Source organism: Mycobacterium sp. FW102-FHT13B02 (assembly GCF_058790275.1).
Map to the genome: position 1 here is coordinate 1 of NZ_JBYTCM010000008.1, position 18,819 is coordinate 18,819.

At 64.9% G+C, this 18,819-nt stretch carries 18 protein-coding genes; 11 read left to right on the forward strand and 7 right to left on the reverse strand.

Going from position 1 to position 18,819, the window contains the following annotated elements; translation table 11 throughout:
• Window positions 1–99 precede the first annotated feature (99 nt).
• Window positions 100–2,148 (reverse strand): prolyl oligopeptidase family serine peptidase, encoded by a 2,049-nt coding sequence (locus AC3WTE_RS15585; RefSeq protein ID WP_492438819.1) that lies wholly within the window; start codon window positions 2,146–2,148, stop codon window positions 100–102.
• A 35-nt stretch (window positions 2,149–2,183) separates the two neighbouring features.
• Between AC3WTE_RS15585 and AC3WTE_RS15590 the strand changes: the two genes are divergently transcribed.
• On the forward strand, window positions 2,184–2,672 hold the full coding sequence (locus AC3WTE_RS15590) for a DUF779 domain-containing protein (protein WP_492438821.1): 489 nt from the start codon (window positions 2,184–2,186) through the stop codon (window positions 2,670–2,672).
• Here the strand turns inward: AC3WTE_RS15590 and AC3WTE_RS15595 are convergent.
• Together AC3WTE_RS15595 and AC3WTE_RS15600 are read right to left on the reverse strand one after the other, a co-directional pair.
• A complete protein-coding gene (locus tag AC3WTE_RS15595; protein ID WP_492438823.1) occupies window positions 2,656–3,546 on the reverse strand; it encodes a cyclopropane mycolic acid synthase family methyltransferase in 891 nt (296 codons plus the stop codon). The genes AC3WTE_RS15590 and AC3WTE_RS15595 overlap by 17 nt on opposite strands.
• A 6-nt stretch (window positions 3,547–3,552) precedes the next feature.
• Entirely contained in the window at window positions 3,553–4,416 is an 864-nt protein-coding gene (locus AC3WTE_RS15600; RefSeq protein ID WP_492438825.1) for a cyclopropane mycolic acid synthase family methyltransferase, read from the reverse strand.
• Window positions 4,417–4,522: 106 nt separating this feature from the next.
• Here AC3WTE_RS15600 and lpdA point away from each other — a divergent pair, with 106 nt between their 5' ends.
• Window positions 4,523–5,917: a dihydrolipoyl dehydrogenase gene (gene lpdA, locus AC3WTE_RS15605; protein ID WP_492438827.1), complete on the forward strand. Its 1,395-nt coding sequence runs from the start codon at window positions 4,523–4,525 to the stop codon at window positions 5,915–5,917.
• Between the two features lie 67 nt (window positions 5,918–5,984).
• Window positions 5,985–6,194 (forward strand): hypothetical protein, encoded by a 210-nt coding sequence (locus tag AC3WTE_RS15610; RefSeq protein ID WP_492438829.1) that lies wholly within the window; start codon window positions 5,985–5,987, stop codon window positions 6,192–6,194.
• A gap of 66 nt (window positions 6,195–6,260) precedes the next feature.
• Here AC3WTE_RS15610 and AC3WTE_RS15615 read toward each other — a convergent pair whose 3' ends face one another.
• Entirely contained in the window at window positions 6,261–6,809 is a 549-nt protein-coding gene (locus AC3WTE_RS15615) for a carboxymuconolactone decarboxylase family protein (RefSeq protein ID WP_492438831.1), read from the reverse strand.
• A gap of 119 nt (window positions 6,810–6,928) precedes the next feature.
• Between AC3WTE_RS15615 and AC3WTE_RS15620 the strand changes: the two genes are divergently transcribed.
• Window positions 6,929–8,260: a phosphatase PAP2 family protein gene (locus tag AC3WTE_RS15620; protein ID WP_492438833.1), complete on the forward strand. Its 1,332-nt coding sequence runs from the start codon at window positions 6,929–6,931 to the stop codon at window positions 8,258–8,260.
• A 117-nt stretch (window positions 8,261–8,377) separates the two neighbouring features.
• Window positions 8,378–9,118, forward strand: coding sequence for an SDR family oxidoreductase (locus AC3WTE_RS15625; RefSeq protein WP_492438835.1), 741 nt, complete (start codon window positions 8,378–8,380; stop codon window positions 9,116–9,118).
• A 28-nt stretch (window positions 9,119–9,146) separates the two neighbouring features.
• Here the strand turns inward: AC3WTE_RS15625 and ramB are convergent, their stop codons facing one another.
• Window positions 9,147–10,568 (reverse strand): acetate metabolism transcriptional regulator RamB, encoded by a 1,422-nt coding sequence (gene ramB, locus AC3WTE_RS15630; protein ID WP_492438837.1) that lies wholly within the window; start codon window positions 10,566–10,568, stop codon window positions 9,147–9,149.
• A gap of 201 nt (window positions 10,569–10,769) precedes the next feature.
• Here ramB and AC3WTE_RS15635 point away from each other — a divergent pair, with 201 nt between their 5' ends.
• The 4 genes from AC3WTE_RS15635 to AC3WTE_RS15650 all read left to right on the forward strand — a co-directional run bounded on the left by AC3WTE_RS15635 (window position 10,770) and on the right by AC3WTE_RS15650 (window position 15,161).
• A complete protein-coding gene (locus AC3WTE_RS15635) occupies window positions 10,770–11,564 on the forward strand; it encodes an acyl-ACP thioesterase domain-containing protein (RefSeq protein ID WP_492439190.1) in 795 nt (264 codons plus the stop codon).
• A gap of 252 nt (window positions 11,565–11,816) precedes the next feature.
• Window positions 11,817–13,109 carry an isocitrate lyase gene (aceA, locus tag AC3WTE_RS15640; RefSeq protein ID WP_492438839.1) on the forward strand — a complete coding sequence of 431 codons (1,293 nt, stop codon included), beginning with the start codon at window positions 11,817–11,819 and terminating at the stop codon, window positions 13,107–13,109.
• Window positions 13,110–13,261: 152 nt separating this feature from the next.
• Window positions 13,262–14,122 carry a 3-hydroxybutyryl-CoA dehydrogenase gene (locus tag AC3WTE_RS15645; protein ID WP_492438841.1) on the forward strand — a complete coding sequence of 287 codons (861 nt, stop codon included), beginning with the start codon at window positions 13,262–13,264 and terminating at the stop codon, window positions 14,120–14,122.
• A gap of 163 nt (window positions 14,123–14,285) precedes the next feature.
• Complete coding sequence (locus AC3WTE_RS15650) at window positions 14,286–15,161, forward strand: cyclopropane mycolic acid synthase family methyltransferase (RefSeq protein WP_459366862.1); 876 nt, start codon at window positions 14,286–14,288, stop codon at window positions 15,159–15,161.
• A 74-nt stretch (window positions 15,162–15,235) separates the two neighbouring features.
• Here AC3WTE_RS15650 and AC3WTE_RS15655 read toward each other — a convergent pair whose 3' ends face one another.
• Window positions 15,236–16,096, reverse strand: coding sequence for a polyphosphate kinase 2 family protein (locus AC3WTE_RS15655; RefSeq protein WP_492438843.1), 861 nt, complete (start codon window positions 16,094–16,096; stop codon window positions 15,236–15,238).
• Window positions 16,097–16,100: 4 nt separating this feature from the next.
• Complete coding sequence (locus tag AC3WTE_RS15660) at window positions 16,101–16,805, reverse strand: TetR/AcrR family transcriptional regulator (RefSeq protein WP_492438845.1); 705 nt, start codon at window positions 16,803–16,805, stop codon at window positions 16,101–16,103.
• A 77-nt stretch (window positions 16,806–16,882) separates the two neighbouring features.
• On the opposite strand from AC3WTE_RS15660, the gene AC3WTE_RS15665 reads away from it, so the two are divergent.
• A complete protein-coding gene (locus AC3WTE_RS15665; protein ID WP_492438847.1) occupies window positions 16,883–18,244 on the forward strand; it encodes a DUF445 domain-containing protein in 1,362 nt (453 codons plus the stop codon).
• A gap of 97 nt (window positions 18,245–18,341) precedes the next feature.
• Window positions 18,342–18,797 (forward strand): helix-turn-helix domain-containing protein, encoded by a 456-nt coding sequence (locus AC3WTE_RS15670; protein ID WP_492438849.1) that lies wholly within the window; start codon window positions 18,342–18,344, stop codon window positions 18,795–18,797.
• Window positions 18,798–18,819 lie beyond the last annotated feature (22 nt).

The window sequence follows — 18,819 nt, forward strand, 5'->3', positions numbered from 1 at the left end:
AACCGAAGATGACACGCCGCGACCCCACTCAAAACCCGAGTGCATCAACCACGCAACACAAAACGCAACAGCCACCCGGCGCGGAAAATCGTGCACAAATCACGAGCGGCCGACGGTTTGCTCCAGGAACGAGTACACCAGCGCGGCCTTGAACGCGGCCTGCGAATTGTCCGCGGCTCCACCGTGTCCGCCTTCGATGTTCTCGTAGTAGCTGACGCGGTGGCCGACGGCCTTGAGCGCTGCCGTCATCTTCCGCGCGTGGCCGGGGTGTACCCGGTCGTCGCGCGTCGAGGTGGTCATCAGCAGCGCCGGGTACTTCCGATCGGCCGAAATGTTCTGGTATGGCGAGTACTTCGAGATGAACTCCCAGTCGTCGGGGTTGTCGGGGTCGCCGTACTCGGCCATCCACGAGGCACCGGCGAGCAACAGGTGATACCGCTTCATGTCCAGCAGCGGCACGCTGCACACCAGGGCGCCGAACAATTCCGGATACCGCGTGAGCATCACGCCCATCAGCAACCCGCCGTTGCTGCCACCCTCGGCGGCCAGCTGGTCGACAGTCGTGATGCCGCGCCGCACCAGATCAGCCGCGACGGCGGCGAAGTCCTCGTAGACCAGGTGGCGGCCCTCGCGTATCGCCTGCGTGTGCCAGCGGGGGCCGTATTCACCGCCGCCGCGGATATTGGCCTCGACGTAGGTGCCGCCCTGGGTCAGCCACAACCGGCCGAGCACTCCGGCGTAGCCGGGCAGCATCGATGACTCGAAGCCGCCGTACCCGCTCAGCAGTGTCTTCCTGGGCTCTGTGACACCGCGTTGTCCCACAACGAAATACGGGATGCGGGTGCCGTCGGCGGAGGTAGCGAAGTGCTGCGACACCTCGACCTCGGAAGCGTCGAAAAAGCCCGGCGCCCGCTTGATCTCGGCCACCGCGCCGCCGGCATGCCCCCAGAGCAGGCGCGACGGGCTGTCGAATCCGCTTGAGTCGAGGAAGATTTCGTCGCCGTACTCGTCGACGTCGACGATGACCGTGGTGGCGTTCTCGGGGACGCCGGGGATGTCCTCGCGCTCCCACGTGCCGGGGGTGACCAGTTCGATGTGGCCGATGACGTCGACCAAGGTCTGCAGCAGCAGCCGGTCGCGGGTCCACGCGAAATTCTGCATGCTGCTGTGGTCGTCGGGCTCGAAAACCACGCTCAGATCCCGGTTTCCGGCGAGGTAGTCGTCGTAGCGCGAGGCGAGCAGCGTCCCCGCCGCGTATGTCGTCTCACCGACGGTCCACTCGGCTCGGGGCCGGATCAGCAGCCATTCCCGGTGGATGGAGATCGCGGCATCGGTGGGTACGTCGATGCGGATCAGCTCGTCGCCGCGGACCTCGTAGCGTTCGCGGTTGAAGAAATCGGTGGACCGCGACACCATCAACCGCTCGAAACCCGGTGTGCTGTCGTAACCCGCGCCGACGCTGACGTCCGAGGCGGTGCCTTCGAAGATCGTCACGGCCTCCGACAGTGGCTGCCCACGGTGCCACCGCTTGACGATCCGGGGATACCCCGACTCGGTCATGGCGCCAGGCCCGAAATCGGTGCCGACCAACACCGTGTCGGGCGTCTCCCACGAGACGCTGGACTTGGCCTCCGGCAGGCTGAAGCCGTCGTCGACGAACAGCCGTGTCTCCATGTCGAACTCGCGCACCACGGTGGCGTCGGCGCCGCCGCGTGAGAGCGCGATCAATGCCAGGTTCAGCCCGGGCTCGATGACGTCGGCACCGGCCCAGACCCAGTTCGCGTCCTCGTCGGCCGCGAGCTTGTCCAGATCGATCAGCACGTCCCACTCGGGGGCGTCGGTGCGGTAGCTGTCCAGCGTGGTGCGCCGCCACAGCCCGCGGGGGTTCTCCGCGTCGCGCCAGTAGTTGTAGAGGAACTCGCCGCGCCGCCGGACGTAGGGGATGCGGGCGTCGGTGTCCATCACTTCGAGGGCGTCGGTGCGCATCTGCTCGAAGCGCTCGCCGCCGAACTCGGCGATCGTCGGCTCGTTGTGCTCGCGCACCCACGCGAGGGCGTCGTCACCAGTGACGTCCTCCAGCCACAGGTAGGGATCTTCGGCGGCCTGGGCGAGCGCAGCGACAGGATCAACTGGGGATTCAGAACTCACGTGGTCATTCTTACCCTCCGGCGTAGGGTGGCCGTATGCCATCTCGGGCGCTGATCACCGCCGAAGCCGCCGATCTGTTGCGCGCGCTGCAGGACCAGCACGGGCCCTTGATGTTTCACCAGTCCGGCGGGTGCTGCGACGGGTCGTCGCCGATGTGTTACCCCGACGGCGACTTCATCGTCGGGGATCGGGACGTCCTGCTGGCGGTGCTCGACGTCGGCCCCGACGGCGTCCCGGTGTGGATCTCCGGGCCACAGTTCGAGGCCTGGCAGCACACGCAGCTGATCATCGACGTCGTCGAGGGGCGGGGCAGCGGGTTCAGCCTGGAGGCGCCCGAAGGCAAGCGGTTCCTGTCGCGCGGCCGGGTGTTCACCGAAGCGGAGAACGCCGAACTGGGCGCGCAGCCGCCCGTCACCGGCGCGCAGTACGCGCAGGGTGCGCGACCGGTGAGCGGCGGCACGCTCGTCGTCGACCACGTCGAAGAGGCGTGTCCGGTGCCGAGTGGGGTCAGGCCTCGGGCTTGACGTAGGTCACCAGATTGACGTCGAGCATCTCATCGGTGAAATAGTGCTGGCACCCACGCAGGTACCGCATGTGGCGCTGGTAGACCTCGCCCGAGGTGATGGCGAGGGCCTGCTCGCGATGCGCTTCCAACGCGTCGGCCCAGATGCCGAGAGTCTGGATGTAGTGCGGGCGCAGCGATAGGCATTCCGGCACCTCGAATCCCGCTTTCCTGCCGTGCTCGACCATCATGTCGGCAGTCGGGATCCGTCCGCCCGGAAAGATCTCCGTGACCATGAACTTGATGAAGCGGGCGGTCTCGAAGGTCAGGGCCTTGCCGCGCCGGTTCAGGTCGTACGGGTGGTATCCGGTGCTGCTCTGGATCACCATCCGGCCGCCGGCGGGCAGGATGTCGAAGCAGTTCTTGAAGAAGTCGTCATACCGGTCGAAGCCGAAGTGCTCGAAGGCCTCGATGGACACGATGCGGTCCACCGGCCGGTGGAACTGCTCCCAGCCGTGGAGCTGCAGTTCGCGCGTCCGCGCACTGTCGACGTCGTCCAGCAGCCGCTCGGTGTACGCGAACTGATTCTTGGACAGGGTGAGGCCGATGACGTTGACGTCGTACCGCTCGACGGCGCGGCGCATGGTCGCACCCCAGCCGCAGCCGATGTCCAGCAGTGTCATCCCCGGTTCCAGGTTCAGCTTGTCGAGGTTCAGGTCGATCTTCGCCACCTGGGCGTCTTCGAGGCTGAGGCCGGGCGGTTCGAAGTAGGCGCAGCTGTAGGTACGGCTGGGGTCCTGGAACAGCCCGAAGAAGTCGTCGGAGATGTCGTAGTGGGCCTGGATGTCTTCGAAGTGCGGCTGCAATTGCGCTGTGGTGGAGGTGGTTTCGGTCATGGTGAACTACTTCTCCAAGGTGAACTGGACGACGTCGGCCTGCTTGTTGCGGAACAGTTCCGCGCACCCGGTCAGATACTTCTGGTAGCGGTCATAGACCTCTTGCGACTGGATTTTGATGGCCTCGTCCCGGTGCTCCGCCAAGTTCTCCGCCCAGATGTCGAGGGTCGTGGCGTAATGCGGCTGCAACGAGTGTTTCCGGCTGACGGTGTATCCGGCATCGGTCGCGAGCTCCTCCACCACGGGGATGATCGGCAGCCGGCCGCCCGGGAAGATGTCCGTCATCAAAAACTTCACGAACCGGGCGAATTCGAAGGTCAGCGGTATCCCAAGTTCCTTGGCGTCCCGGAAGTCGAAACCACAGATGGTGTGCAGCAGCATCACGCCGTCGGGCGGCATGGCCGCATACGTCCGCCGGAAGAATTCCGGATAGCGATCGGGCCCGAAATGCTCGAAAGCACCGATCGAGACGATCCGGTCGACCGGTTCGTCGAACTGCTCCCAGCCCTGCAACCGGACCTCGCGGCTGCGGGTCGAGTCCAACCGATCGAAGGTGCGCTGGACATGGGCCGCCTGGTTCATCGACAGCGTCAGGCCGATCACGTCGACGTCGTAGCGTTCGATGGCGCGCAGCATGGTCGAGCCCCATCCACAGCCGATGTCCAGCAATTTCATGCCCGGCAGGAGGCCGAGCTTGCTGAGCGCCAGATCGATCTTCGCCAGCTGTGCTTCCTGCAGCGTCATATCGTCGCGCACGAAGTAGGCGCAGCTGTAGGTCTGGGTCGGATCGAGGAACAGCCGGAAGAACTCGTCAGACAGGTCGTAGTGCGCCTGCACGTCGCTGAAGTGCGGCATCAAGGAATTTGACATGGGGCATCGACCCTTTCCGGCGATAGGTCCCCGCGATATACCCACGTTTCGCGCGGTTGAATCGGTCTCCCGACCCTCCTCGTCGCCGCGCCTATAAGGTGTGCATGTGACTCACTATGACGTCGTCGTTCTCGGAGCCGGTCCCGGCGGATATGTCGCCGCCATTCGCGCAGCCCAGCTGGGGCTGACCACCGCCATCGTCGAACCGAAGTATTGGGGCGGCGTCTGTCTCAACGTGGGATGCATCCCATCCAAGGCCCTGCTGCGCAATGCGGAGCTGGCGCACATCTTCACCAAGGAAGCCAAGACCTTCGGCATCAGTGGCGAGGCCAGCTTCGACTTCGGCGCGGCGTTCGACCGCAGCCGCAAGGTCGCCGAGGGCCGCGTCGCGGGCGTGCACTTCCTGATGAAGAAGAACAAGATCACCGAGGTGCACGGCTACGGCACCTTCACCGGGCCCAAGTCGATGTCGGTCAAGCTCAACGAAGGTGGCACCGAGGAGCTGACCTTCGACAGCGCGATCATCGCGACCGGGTCGTCGGTCCGGCTGGTGCCCGGCACCTCGCTGAGCGAGAACGTCGTCACCTACGAGAAGCAGATCATGACGCGGGAGCTGCCGGCCTCGATCATCATCGCCGGCGCGGGCGCCATCGGCATGGAGTTCGCGTACGTCCTGAAGAACTACGGCGTCGACGTGACCATCGTCGAGTTCCTGCCGCGCGCGCTGCCCAACGAGGACGCCGAGGTCTCCAAGGAGATCGAGAAGCAGTACAAGAAGCTGGGCGTCAAGATCCTCACCGGCACCAAGGTCGAGTCCATCACCGACAATGGGTCAGACGTGACCGTCGTGGTGAGCAAGGACGGCAAGACCGACGAACTCAAGGCCGAGAAGGTGTTGCAGGCCATCGGTTTCGGGCCCAATGTCGACGGCTTCGGCCTCGAGACGACGGGTGTGGCGCTCACCGAGCGCGGCGCCATCGCGATCGACGACTACATGCGTACCAACGTGCCGCACATCTACGCGATCGGTGATGTGACCGCCAAGTTGATGCTGGCGCACGTGGCCGAGGCGATGGGCGTGGTGGCCGCCGAGACCATCGCCGGTGCCGAGACCATGGCGTTCGGCGACTACCGGATGATGCCGCGCGCCACGTTCTGCCAGCCGCAGGTGGCGAGCTTCGGGCTCACCGAGGAGCAGGCCAAGGCCGAGGGCTACGAGGTTAAAGTCGCCAAGTTCCCGTTCACCGCCAACGGCAAGGCGCACGGCCTGGCCGACCCGACCGGCTTCGTGAAGCTGATCGCCGACGCCAAGTACGGCGAGCTGATCGGTGGCCACCTCATCGGACCCGACGTGTCCGAGCTGCTGCCCGAGCTGACGCTGGCCCAGAAGTGGGATCTGACCGTCAACGAGCTGGCCCGCAACGTGCACACGCACCCGACGTTGTCGGAGGCGCTGCAGGAGGCCATCCACGGCCTGGCCGGCCACATGATCAACTTCTAGGTCGGTTTTGCGCGCCAATGTTGTTGCCGCGATAGGCGGTTTGGTCGTCGGCCACATGTTGTGGCTGTTGGCCATCTCGCTTGCGATGGACACCACCAGGATCAGTTTCTGGGTGCTGGTGATGTCCGGCGTGGTCTTCGTAGTGGCCGGGGTGACCGTGTTCTTCGCTCGAGAGTTTCAGGAGCGCAAGGCTTTTGCGAAGTCCGCGTTCCTGTGGTGCCTGCCCGTCGCGCCGGTGCTGATGACGCTCGCCGTCCTCGGGGTGACGTACCTCTAGTCGCCGAGACTGAGCTTGTGTGCCGAGTTCTCATGGAATTTCGCACACAAGCTCATGTTCGAGCGCTCAGTCCGGGAAATCCAACGGGACGCGCAGCGTGGCGATGGTCGCCGCCAGACCGTCGTATTGCGCTGCCAGCAGACAGAATTCGATGAGCTGTTTGCGATCGAGGTAGGACGCCAGCGACTTCCACGTCTGGTCGGACACCGAGCGCGTGATGACGAACTCGTCCGTTGCGGTGATCAGGACGCGCTGCCGGTCGGTGAGGCCCTCGGCGTCCGGGCCTTCGAAAATCCGGGCCTGTGTCTCGGCATCGACGCCGCGGCTGCGGGCGAGGCGACGGTGCTGCTGCAGCTCGTACTCGCTGCCGCGCAGATGCCCGACGCGCAGGATGACCAGCTCGGCATCCTTGAGCCCGAGCTTGCTGCGGCCCAGCAGCATTCCGGAGTAGGGCAGGAACGTCAGGAACAGCAGATGATGCTGGCCGAGGACATTGAAGAGGGTGAACCGCGGCGCCCGGATGGTCTTGGCGCCGATCTTGGCGATGACCCAGTTGAGCGGGCCGAGTTCACGGAAGCCGCCGGGTTCGATACGGGCCGGCTCGATGGTGTTCACAATTCCCGAGTCTGGCACAGGCGAGGGCGTCATAGGGTCGAGCCATGGTGTGGAAACGGTGAGTCGCGAATTGGTCGCAAATTGCTGGTAGCGGCGCCCGACGACCTATCGTCTATGACGTGTTCACGGAACATTCACCCTTTCTTAAGGAGGGTGTACCGACCCGGACGAAGGTCGCGATCGGCATTGCGCTGGTCGCGACGTTCATGTGCGCGCTGCAGATCACGGCGATGCTGTGTGGATTCCGGGGTCCGCTTGAGCGCTTGATCGGCGATTACGTCGGAAAGCCGGCGGGATTCACAGTCCCCTGGGCGGCGCTGGTGGTGGCGTTGATCGCGGTGCCGCGGCAGTACCGGCTGCCGGCCGCGGCCACTGCGCTGGGGCTCGACGTGGCCTTCGTCGCTGGGCGGGATTTTCTCGGCCTGCATTCAGCGATGGGCAGCGGTGCGCTGGTCGTTCTCACCGGGCTGGGCGTATTTGCCGCGCTGCGGTGGACCGACCCGCAGCGCGACACTGCGCTCAAGGGCGTTGCCACCGGTCTGCTGCTCGTTCTGGCCACCAAAGCCGGTGACGCCTGGCTGACGATCACGTCGTTGACGCGGCCCACGGTGCTCGATGAATTCGCGGCGCGGGCCGACGTCGCGCTGGGGCAGCCGTCATGGGTGATGGCCCAGTTGGTCCAGCACCACTCGGTGCTCTACTTCGTACTGCACTGGGTGTATCTCGAACTCTCCGCCGCCGCGACCGTGGTGGCCATCTATCAGCTGCGGAACGTGACGACGGGTGGACGGTGGCCGCGGCACTTCGTCGTCCGGACCTTCTTGGTGCTCGGTCTGATCGGTCCGTTGATCTATCTGATGTTCCCGTTGGTGGGGCCCACCTATGCGTTCGGCCCGGCCGGTGGCGGATTTCAGGTCGGCGACTTCTGGCCGGCGCTGCTGCCGCCGGTCGACGGGTCGGCGATGCCCATCGCGTTCGACACGTCGACGCCGCGTAACTGCATGCCGTCGCTGCATACGGCATGGGCGCTGGCCGTGTTCATCCATTCCCGCTCGGGTCCGCGGTGGCTACGTATCGGCGGCACCTGCTGGCTGGTGGGCACCCTGGCCGCGACCCTGGGCTTCGGCTTCCACTATGGCGTCGACCTGGTGGTCGGTGCGGCGTTGTGCCTGACGGTGGAATCGGCTCTGCGGGAACCGGTTCGGCCTGGTGTCCAGGCCCGACTGCGGCTGATTGCCGGTGGCGCGGCCATCATCGTCGGCCTGATGCTGTGTGTTCGCTATCTGTCCGGGTGGATGGCGCAGTATCCAATCATGTTCGGACTGCTCATCATTGGCGCGTTCGCCACGTTGGCCTACGGCTTCTACGCCACGTTCTTCGCGCATCCGGGCGCATCTGCGCCGGCGATCGAGCGGTTGCCCGGCGAGGCGTCAGAGAGTCCAACTGCGTGACGGCCGCGGGCCGCAGCCAAGCTTCGTGCGCGCGGCTTCGGTGAGATGGGCTAGGTTCGCCTGGACGAGCGTTCCGAACCCGGCGCGAGCGAGATCGAGAGAGATCAGGTGTCGAAGATGTCTGGGGTCGACGGCAAAGTCATAGCCATCACCGGAGCTAGCAGCGGCATCGGTGAGGCGACCGCACTCCTGCTCGCGGAACGCGGTGCCGTGGTAGTTCTCGCTGCTCGGCGAAGAGAGCGACTCGACGAACTTGCCGACAAGATCCGCGCACGCGGTGGGCGGGTTCTCGCGTGTGCGACCGACGTTGCCCGCCACGGCGACCTGGAGCGGCTCGTCGCCAGTGCCGTGGATGAGTTCGGCCGGCTCGACGTGTTGGTGAGTAACGCCGGCATCAGCAAGATCGGACCAGTCTCCGATCTCGACGTTGGCGGATGGTCGGCGATGATCGACGTGAATCTTCGGGGCGTGCTCCATGGCATCGCTGCGGCGCTTCCGGTGTTTCAGCGACAGGGCCAGGGTCACTTCGTAACCACCGTGTCAACCGCGGGACTCAAGATCGTGCCCAACATGGCGGTCTACGCGGCCACCAAGAACGCCGTGCGCACCCTCATGGAAGGCCTGCGCCAAGAGTCGAGGAACGGTGCGGTGCGGACCACGTCGATATCGCCGGGGTTTGTCCGAACCGAACTCGACAGCTCGATCGAGGACCCAGCCATCCGGGCGCAGATCCGCCGCGACATGGACGACTTCGGTATCCCGCCGGCTGCCATCGGGCGCGCCGTCGTCTTTGCTGTCGAACAACCGCACGACGTCGAGATCGGTGACATCACCATTCGCCCCACGGTGCAGGGTTAGACCAGGCTTTGCCCGCGCCGCCCCCGGGTCACTGATTCGCCCGCTTGACCACGTACGGCGTCACGGTGCTGCGGTGTTCATCGAGGTCCAGTTCCCGGCCCAGCGCGGGGAACGCGCGCTGCGGACAGTTGTCCCGCTCGCACACCCGGCAGCCCGAGCCGATGGGCGTCGCGGCCCCGCCGGACAGGTCCAGCCCTTCGGAATAGACCAGCCGATTGGCATGGCGCAGTTCGCAACCCAGCCCGATGGCGAAAGTCTTGCCGGGTTGGCCGTAGCGCGCGGCCCGTCGTTCCACGGTGCGCGCCACCCACATGTAGTTGCGCCCGTCGGGCATCTGGGCGATCTGCACCAGTACCTTGCCCGGGTTCGCGAATGTCTCGTAGACGTTCCAGAGGGGACAGGTGCCGCCCGACGAGGAGAAGTGAAAGCCGGTGGCGGACTGGCGTTTCGACATGTTCCCGGCCCGGTCGACGCGGACGAACGACAGCGGCACGCCGCGCATCGACGGCCGCTGCAGCGTCGACAGCCGGTGTGCGATGGTCTCGTAACTCACCGAGTGGTACGCCGACAGCCGCTCGACGTCGTAGCGGAATTCCTCTGCGACGGCGTGGAATTGGCCATAAGGCAGCACTGCGGCCGCGGCGAAGTAGTTGGCCAGCCCCATGCGGGCCAGTTTTACGGACTCCTCGCTGGTGAAATTACCTTCGGCCACCAGGCTTTCCAGCAGATCGCCGAATTCCAGGTAGGCCAGCTCGGCGGCCAGCTTGAACACGTACTGCCCCGACGACAGGTGGCTGCCGATCTCCAGCGTCCGGGTCTCGGGGTCGTACCGGTGCAGCACGTTGTCGCCGAGCTCGAGCCGCTGCACGATGCGCACGTGGTGCACGCGGCTCAGCCGCTCGGCCAGCTCGCGGGACAGCTCGGACCGCCGCATGTGCATGCGGAGAATGAACTCCTCCGCCGCGGTGTCGAGTTCGTGGAGGTAGTTCTGCCGCATGTAGAAGTAGTCGCGCACCTCTTCGTGCGGCATGGTGATGGCCCCGGTGCCGCTGCCGTCGGAGAACCGGTCTTCGGTGGCCGCGGCCAGCTGTGCGGTCGACAACCGGTAGCGACGGTGTAGATCGACCATCGCGCGGGCCATCGTCGGGTGGGTGCTGACCAGGTCGGCGATCTCCGGAATGTCGACGTCGACGCCCAGGTCCCGGTCCATCAGCGCTTCGCGCAACTCGGCGACCAGACGGGTGTCGTCCTGTGAGGCGAAGAACGTCGCGTCGACCCCGAACACCTCGGTGATGCGAAGCAGCACGGCCACGCTCAGGGGCCGGACGTCGTGCTCGATCTGGTTGAGGTAGCTGGGCGAGATGTCGAGCATCTGAGCCAGCGCGGCCTGGCTGAAGCCGCGTTCGCCGCGGAGCTGACGCACCCGTGAGCCAACGAAAGTCTTCGCCATGGACTTCAGCCTAACAATTATGTGAATACTGCCTTCGCATTATTGGCAAAACGGCGCTGTGGCAGTATCGGGCCCGCGGGATGAGTTTGGCGATCCGGCCGAGGGGACCCGTGTGGAAGGGATGCCATGAGCACTGCCGAAACCGCTCAGAAGACCGCCGAAAAGGCCGGCGTCACAGCTGCGACGGGCCTGGGCAAGGTCATGATGCCGGTCCCGGAAGGGCATCCCGACGTGTTCGATACGGGGTGGCCGCTGCGGATGGCCGACGTCGATCGGAATGGCCGGCTGCGGTTCGACGGCGCGTGCCGGCACATCCAGGACATCGGCCAGGACCAGCTTCGCCAGATGGGCTACGAAGACGTCCACCCCGCGTGGGTCGTCCGGCGCACCATGGTGGATCTGATCCGTCCCATCGAGGGTGGCGACATCTTGCGGCTACGGCGCTGGTGTTCGGGCACGTCGAACCGGTGGTGTGAAATGCGCGTGCGGATCGACGGCCGCAAGGGCGGGCTGATGGAATCCGAGGCCTTCTGGATCAACATCAACCGCGAGACGCAGGGGCCCTCGCGGATCACCGATGACTTCCTGGCCGGACTGAAGCGGACCGCGAGCACCGACCGGTTGCGCTGGAAGGGCTACCTCAAGGCCGGCGCTCGCGAGGATGCGCTCCGGATCGTGGACTTCCCGGTGCGGGTCAGCGACATCGACCTCTTCGACCACATGAACAACTCCGTCTACTGGTCGGTGGTCGAGGACTACCTGCAGACCTACCGGCCCGAACTGCTCGAGGCGCCGCTGCGGGTGACCATCGAGCACGACGCCGCGGTGGCCCTGGGGGAGCGGCTGGAGATCATCACGCACGAGTACCCGGCCGGATCGACCGACAAATTCGGTCCGGAGCTGTGTGACCGCAGTGTTACAACGCTCACATATGTGGTCGGTGACGAGGTCAAAGCGGTCGCCTGCCTGTTCGCGCTGGAGAGTGCGCCGATTTAACAGTACGAGCGTACTGACCAGCGCATATCTGTTACCAATCAGTAGCTTCTGAACCGGTCAAGCTACTCAGCAACTTCGCAATCTTCGCAACTTGGCTATGGGTGTTGGCGAAAGTTGGCACTTGTAACCGCTTTACCTGCGGGTATGTGCTGTGTCATCGTCGTTGACAGCACACAAGCGAAGTCGCCAAAGCGTTAACAATCACTTTGAATCTTGGCGCCCACGGCGACGCGGCCTCACGAAGGAGCATCAATGTCCAACGTCGGAAAGCCACGTACCGCCGCTGAGATTCAGCAGGACTGGGACACCAACCCCCGCTGGAAGGGCATCACCCGCGACTACACCGCAGCTCAGGTTGAGGAGCTGCAGGGCAGCGTCGTCGAGGAGAACACCCTCGCGCGTCGTGGCGCCGAAATCCTGTGGGAAGCCGTCACCAAGGGCGACGGCTCCTACATCAACGCCCTGGGCGCCCTGACCGGCAACATGGCCGTTCAGCAGGTCCGCGCCGGCCTGAAGGCCATCTACCTGTCGGGTTGGCAGGTCGCCGGTGACGCAAACCTCTCCGGCCACACCTACCCGGACCAGAGCCTGTACCCGGCCAACTCGGTGCCGGCCGTCGTCCGCCGCATCAACAACGCCCTGCTGCGCGCCGACGAGATCGCCCGCGTCGAGGGTGACAAGAGCGTCGACAACTGGCTGGTTCCGATCGTCGCCGACGGTGAAGCCGGCTTCGGCGGCGCCCTGAACGTCTACGAACTGCAGAAGGCCATGATCGCCGCGGGTGCCGCCGGTACCCACTGGGAGGACCAGCTGGCCTCGGAGAAGAAGTGTGGCCACCTCGGTGGCAAGGTGCTGATCCCGACCCAGCAGCACATCCGCACCCTGACCTCGGCTCGCCTGGCCGCCGACGTCGCGAACACCCCCACCGTCGTCATCGCGCGTACCGACGCCGAGGCCGCCACCCTGATCACCTCGGACGTGGACGACCGCGACAAGCCGTTCGTGACCGGTGAGCGCACCTCCGAGGGCTTCTACAACATCCAGAAGGGCATCGAGCCCTGCATCGCGCGTGCCAAGGCTTACGCCCCGTACGCCGACATGATCTGGATGGAGACCGGCGTGCCGGACCTCGAGGTCGCCCGTAAGTTCGCCGAGGCCGTCAAGGCTGAGTTCCCGGACCAGCTGCTGTCCTACAACTGCAGCCCGTCGTTCAACTGGAAGCAGGCGCTGGACGACTCGACCATCGCCAAGTTCCAGAAGGAACTGGGTGCCATGGGCTTCACGTTCCAGTTCATCACCCTGGCCGGCTTCCACGCCCTGAACTACTCGATGTTCGACCTGGCCTACGGCTACGCCCGCGAGGGCATGACCGCCTACGTCGACCTGCAGGAGCGCGAGTTCGCCGCTGAGGCTCGTGGCTACACCGCCACCAAGCACCAGCGTGAGGTCGGCGCCGGTTACTTCGACCGCATCGCCACCACCGTGGACCCCAACACCTCGACCGCGGCTCTGAAGGGCTCGACCGAAGAGGGTCAGTTCCACTAAGTCGGCCACGAGTGTGAGTGCTGTGTACGCATCGGCAGAGATTTCCGTGCACAGCCCTCACGGCCGCGAAAGCTAGATACGGCAGGCCCCGCTCAGAAACTGGGCGGGGCCTGTCGCATATCTTCATCAGTAGTCACGAGGAGAGGACAGCGGTGAGCAACGCAATCGAACGAGTCGGGGTCATCGGAGCCGGGCAGATGGGCGGCGGTATCGCCGAGGTCTGCATCAAGGCCGGCGCGCAGGTCCTGGCGTTCGAGCCGACCGAGGCGCTGACCACCGCCGGCCGGGAGCGGATCACCAAGTCGCTGGACAACGCCGTCAAGAAGGGCAAGTTGGCCGAGGCCGACCGGGACGCCGCGCTGGGTCGCCTGAGCTTCACCAACGACCTGGCCGACATGGCCGACCGTCAGCTCGTCATCGAGGCCATCGTCGAAGACGTCAACGTCAAGGCGAAGGTTTTCTCTCAGCTCGACGAGATCATCGCCGACCCCGATGCGGTGCTGGCGTCGAACACGTCGTCCATCCCGATCATGCGCATCGCCGCGGCGACCAAGAACCCGAGCCGTGTGCTGGGTCTGCACTTCTTCAACCCGGTGCCGGTGCTGCCTCTGGTCGAGCTCATTTCCTCGGTGACGACCGCCCCGGAGGCCGCTGCCCGCGTCGAGACCTTCGCCGCCGAGGTGCTGGGCAAGAAGGTCGTGCGCGCGGCGGATCGCTCGGGCTTTGTTGTCAACTTCCTGCTGGTTCCCTACCTGTTGGCTGCCATCCGGATGGCCGAGTCGGGCTTCGCCACAGTCGAGGACATCGACACCGCGGTCGTCGCGGGGTTGTCGCACCCGATGGGCCCGCTGAAGCTTGCTGACCTGGTCGGCCTGGACACCATGAAGCTGATCGCCGACTCCATGTACGACGAGTACAAGGAACCGCTGTACGCCGCCCCGCCGTTGCTGCTGCGCATGGTCGAGGCCGGCCAGCTCGGCAAGAAGTCCGGTAAGGGCTTCTACACCTACTGACAGACGCCCGGTTGGAGCCTGACAGTAATTTTCGTTAACCTTGCGTGCGGGTTGTTTTTCGCTGGGCCCGTGAGGGCGCGCACGTACGGGTATGTCAGCTGGCCGCAGTATGCGGTCGCGCCGCCCGCTCCAGCGGACGTAAACGCAAAGGATAGATACCGATATGTCACAAGCCGACATTGATTTGACCCCCCATTACGAGGAGTCGCAGTCGATCTACGACATCTCGAATGAGTTCTTCGCCCTGTGGCTCGGCCCGACCATGGGTTACACCTGCGGTTACTACGAGCGCGAAGACATGACTCTCGAGGAGTCGCAGAACGCCAAGTTCGACCTGGCGCTGGGCAAGCTGGACCTGAAGCCGGGCATGACCCTCCTCGACATCGGCTGTGGCTGGGGCGGCGCGTTGGAGCGGGCCATCACCCAGTTCGACGTGAACGTCATCGGCATCACACTGAGCAAGGAGCAGTCGGAGTACGCCCGCGAGCGGCTGGCCAAGATCGACACCAACCGCAGCATCGAGATCCGGATGCAGGGCTGGGAAGAGTTCGACGAGCCTGTCGACCGCATCGTCTCGATCGGGGCTTTCGAGGCCTTCAAGCAGGAGCGCTACCCGATCTTCTTCGAGCGCGCGTACAACATCCTGCCTTCGAGCGGCGGCCGCATGCTGCTGCACACGATCCTGGCGCACACCCAGCAGTTCTTCCGTGAGAACGGCATCAAGCTGACCATCAGCGACCTGAAGTTCATGAAGTTCATCGGCGACGAGATCTTCCCCGGCGGTCAGCTGCCGGCGGTCGAGGACATCGAGCAGCTCGCCGCGGGCTCGGGATTCACCCTGGAGCGCATCCACCTGCTGCGTCCGCACTACGCGCGCACGCTGGACATGTGGGCGGCCAACCTCGCCGCCAAGAAGGACGAGGCCATCGCCCTGCAAGGCCAGGAGGTCTACGACCGCTACATGAAGTATCTGACCGGTTGCGCCGACTTCTTCCGTCGCGGCATCACCAACATCGGCCAGTTCACGTTGGTCAAGTAGTTCTCTTTTTTGCGCCGAGATGACGGTTGCTGACGGAATTTCGCCAGATTTCGTCAATAACCGTTATTTGGGCGCTAAGCGGACTCCAGTCGCTTCTTCTCCGCCTCGACGTCGAAATCTGCTGTAGGCCAGGATAGTTGGAGCCGTTCGAGGGCTTCGATCAGCAGCTCGGTGATGGCCAGGCGGGAGTACCACTTGCGGTTGCACGGCACGATGTGCCATGGCGCGTATTCGGTGGAGGTGCGGTCCAGCAGGGCCTGGTAGGCCTCCTGGTACTTGGGCCACAGCAGCCGCTCGTCGATATCCGCCGAGTTGTACTTCCAGTACTTGTCCGGCCGGTCGAGCCGCTCCGCGAGCCGCTTCTTCTGCTGGTCCAGCGACACGAACATCGCAACCTTGATGATCGTCGTCCCGGCGTCGACGAGTTCGCGCTCGAAGGCGTTGATCTCGTCGTACCGGCCGTCCCACACCGACGGGGGTACGAGGTCGTGCACCCGCACGATCAGCACGTCCTCATAGTGCGACCGGTCAAATACGCCGATGTGCCCGCCAGGGGGCAGGGCGTTGCGGATGCGCCACAGGAAGTGGTGCGACAGCTCTTCCTCGGTGGGCTTGCCGAAGCTGGCATAGCGAATCCCTTGCGGATTACCAGCTCCCACAACGTGTTTGACGATGCCGCCCTTGCCTGCGGTGTCCATGCCCTGCAGCACCAGCAGTATCGAACGGGTATCGCCGGACCGGCTGCTCGCGTACAGCATCTCCTGCAGTTCGGCGAACCGACCGTTGCGTTCGGTCTGCAGGTCCGGGGCGTCGGCCTTCCTGCCGCGGAATCCCGGGGTGGCGTCCGGGTTGATATCGCCGACGCGAAGGCCGGGTTTGAACTCCAGGTGCCTGTGTGGTTCGTGGGTCCACAACGACGGCAGATCGGAGGTCACGCGATCAGTGAATCAGATGTGCCGGGATGGTCGGGGACGGATGTGACTGCGAGTTGAACTCCGCCAGTGACCCGCCCACTTCGACGATGCCGCGCAGTGCACTCCAGGACAACATGGTCAGGTAGTCGATGAGCTCCTGCGCGGTTATCCGGCGATTCGACATCCAGGAGTGGGTGGCCAGTTGCACGCCGCCGACGGTGTGGAACGCAAACGCGTCGACGCCGCGGGTGTCCATGCCGGCATGCGCCATCCGGCGGCGCAGGACGACCGCGAGCATCCGCGCGATGATCTGCTCCGAGTCGGCGATGGCCTTGCTCTTGCTCGCCGAGCTGTTGGCGAAGACGAACGGATAAATCTCGGGCTCCGCGGCGACGGTGTCGACGTATACCCGGATGATCTCGCGGGTGAGTTCGAAGCCGTCGAGGTTCGACGACAGCGCGGACGCCATGTTGGGGATCAGCGTGGTTTGCGCGAAGCGCATCATCACCGCGGTCGTCAGGTCGTTCTTGTCGACGAAGTAGCGGTACAGCACGGTCTTCGACACGCCGATCTCGGCCGCGATCTCATCCATGCTGACGTTGCTGCCGCGACGTCGGACGGCTTCGAGTGTGCCGTCGACCAGCTCGTTGCGGCGATCGACCCTATGTTGGTGCCAGCGTCGTTTACGCCCGTCGGCTTTTGCCGACGAAGGTGCGTTGTGCTGTGCCACGGTCGCAGTACGTCCATTCCGCTAGGTCCGCTTAATAATACGGGGCAACCATTGCGCGCATACAGGATGATGGAACCGTGGCACACCGACCCAGTCCGGGACCTGGACCTCATCCGAGGCACGAGGCACCCCTCGAACCGCACGTCAGTCTCGCGGAGTCGTTTGCCGGCGCCGACCGGACGGCTGACGAAGAGCGGCGGCGCAACCTGCGCCGGATGAAAGCGGTCGCCCTGAGCTTCCTGCTCGGTGCCACGGTGCTGTTTGCGGTGTGTACGTGGCTGCAAGCCCGTGGTGGCGCGTACAGCTGGACCGGCCCGTGGGTGGGCTACGTGCGGGCCGCTGCCGAGGCCGGCATGGTCGGCGCCCTGGCCGACTGGTTCGCCGTGACGGCGTTGTTCCGCCATCCGCTGGGCATCCCCATCCCGCATACCGCGATCATCCCGCGCAAGAAGGACCAGCTGGGTGAAGGCCTCGGCACCTTCGTGCGCGAGAACTTCATGTCGCCGGACGTTGTCGAGACCAAGCTGCGCGACGCGCAGGTGGGCAGCCGGTTGGGCAAGTGGCTCTCGGAGCCGGTGCATGCGGCTCGGGTGGCGGCGGAGGCGTCGACGGTGTTGCGGGTGCTGGTGGAGCTGCTGCGCGACGAGGACGTGCAGCACGTGCTGGACCGGATGATCGTCAAGCGGATCGCCGAACCGCAGTGGGGTCCGCCGATCGGTCGGGTGTTGGAGAGCATGCTGGCCGAGCGGCGACAGGAGGCGCTGCTGCAGCTGCTGGCGGACCGCGCGTTCCAGTGGTCGCTCAACGCGGGCGAGACCATCGAGCGTGTCATCGAGCGGGATTCGCCGACATGGTCGCCGCGCTGGGTCGACCACCTCGTGGGCGACCGAATCCACCGGGAGTTGATGGACTTCACCGACAAGGTGCGGCGTAACCCCGAGCACGAGTTGCGCATGTCGGCCACGAAGTTCCTGTTCGACTTCGCCGACGATCTGCAGAACGACGAAGGCACCATCGCGCGCGCGGAACGGATCAAGGAACAGATCATGGCGCGCGACGAGGTCGCTCGCGCGGCGGAGACGGCGTGGAGCACCGCCAAGCGGATCATCCTCGAGTCGGTGGACGATCCATCGTCGGTTTTGCGCACCCGGATCGCAGATTCGGTGGTGCGGATCGGCGAGTCCCTGCGCGACGACGCCGACCTTCGGGACAAGGTCGACAACTGGCTCGTCAGAGGTGCAAAACACCTTGTTGCGCAATATGGGACGGAGATCACAGCGATCATCACGGAAACCATCGAGCGCTGGGACGCCGACGAGGCGAGCCGGCGAATCGAACTCCATGTCGGTCGTGACCTGCAGTTCATCCGGATCAACGGTACGGTTGTTGGATCGCTGGCCGGGTTGGTCATCTACTCCGTCGCCGAGCTGTTCGTCTGACCTGCTAGCTGGCGCTTGCAATAGTTAGCACCCCCTCGTACCGTTGTTTTGGTACGGACCGCCAACCAAATGCGGTCGACGAAGACAGGGGCACGACATGGCGCAGGATGCAGATATCGCCGCCGTCGTGTCGAATGCAGCTCAGGACATCGGCAGTTTCATCCGCGCCCAGCGAGAGGCTGCGCAGGTCTCGGTCCGCCAACTCGCCGAGAAGGCGGGCGTCAGCAACCCCTACCTGAGCCAGATCGAGCGCGGCCTGCGCAAGCCGTCGGCCGATGTGCTGAACCAGATCGCCAAGGCGCTCAGGGTTTCGGCCGAGGTGCTCTACGTCCGGGCCGGAATTCTGGAGCCCAGCGCCGCCGGCGAGGTGCGGGACGCCATCATCGCGGACCTCTCGATCACCGAGCGGCAGAAGCAGGTGCTGCTCGATATCTACACGTCATTTCGGCAGCAGAACGATGCCGAAACCAAACCGCTTCCTGATCAGCCTGAATTGGAAGCCGCGAGTGAGGAGCAGACAACGACGACTGACACTCACCAAGTAGCGAACTGACCAACGCAGTACCCGAGAAAGG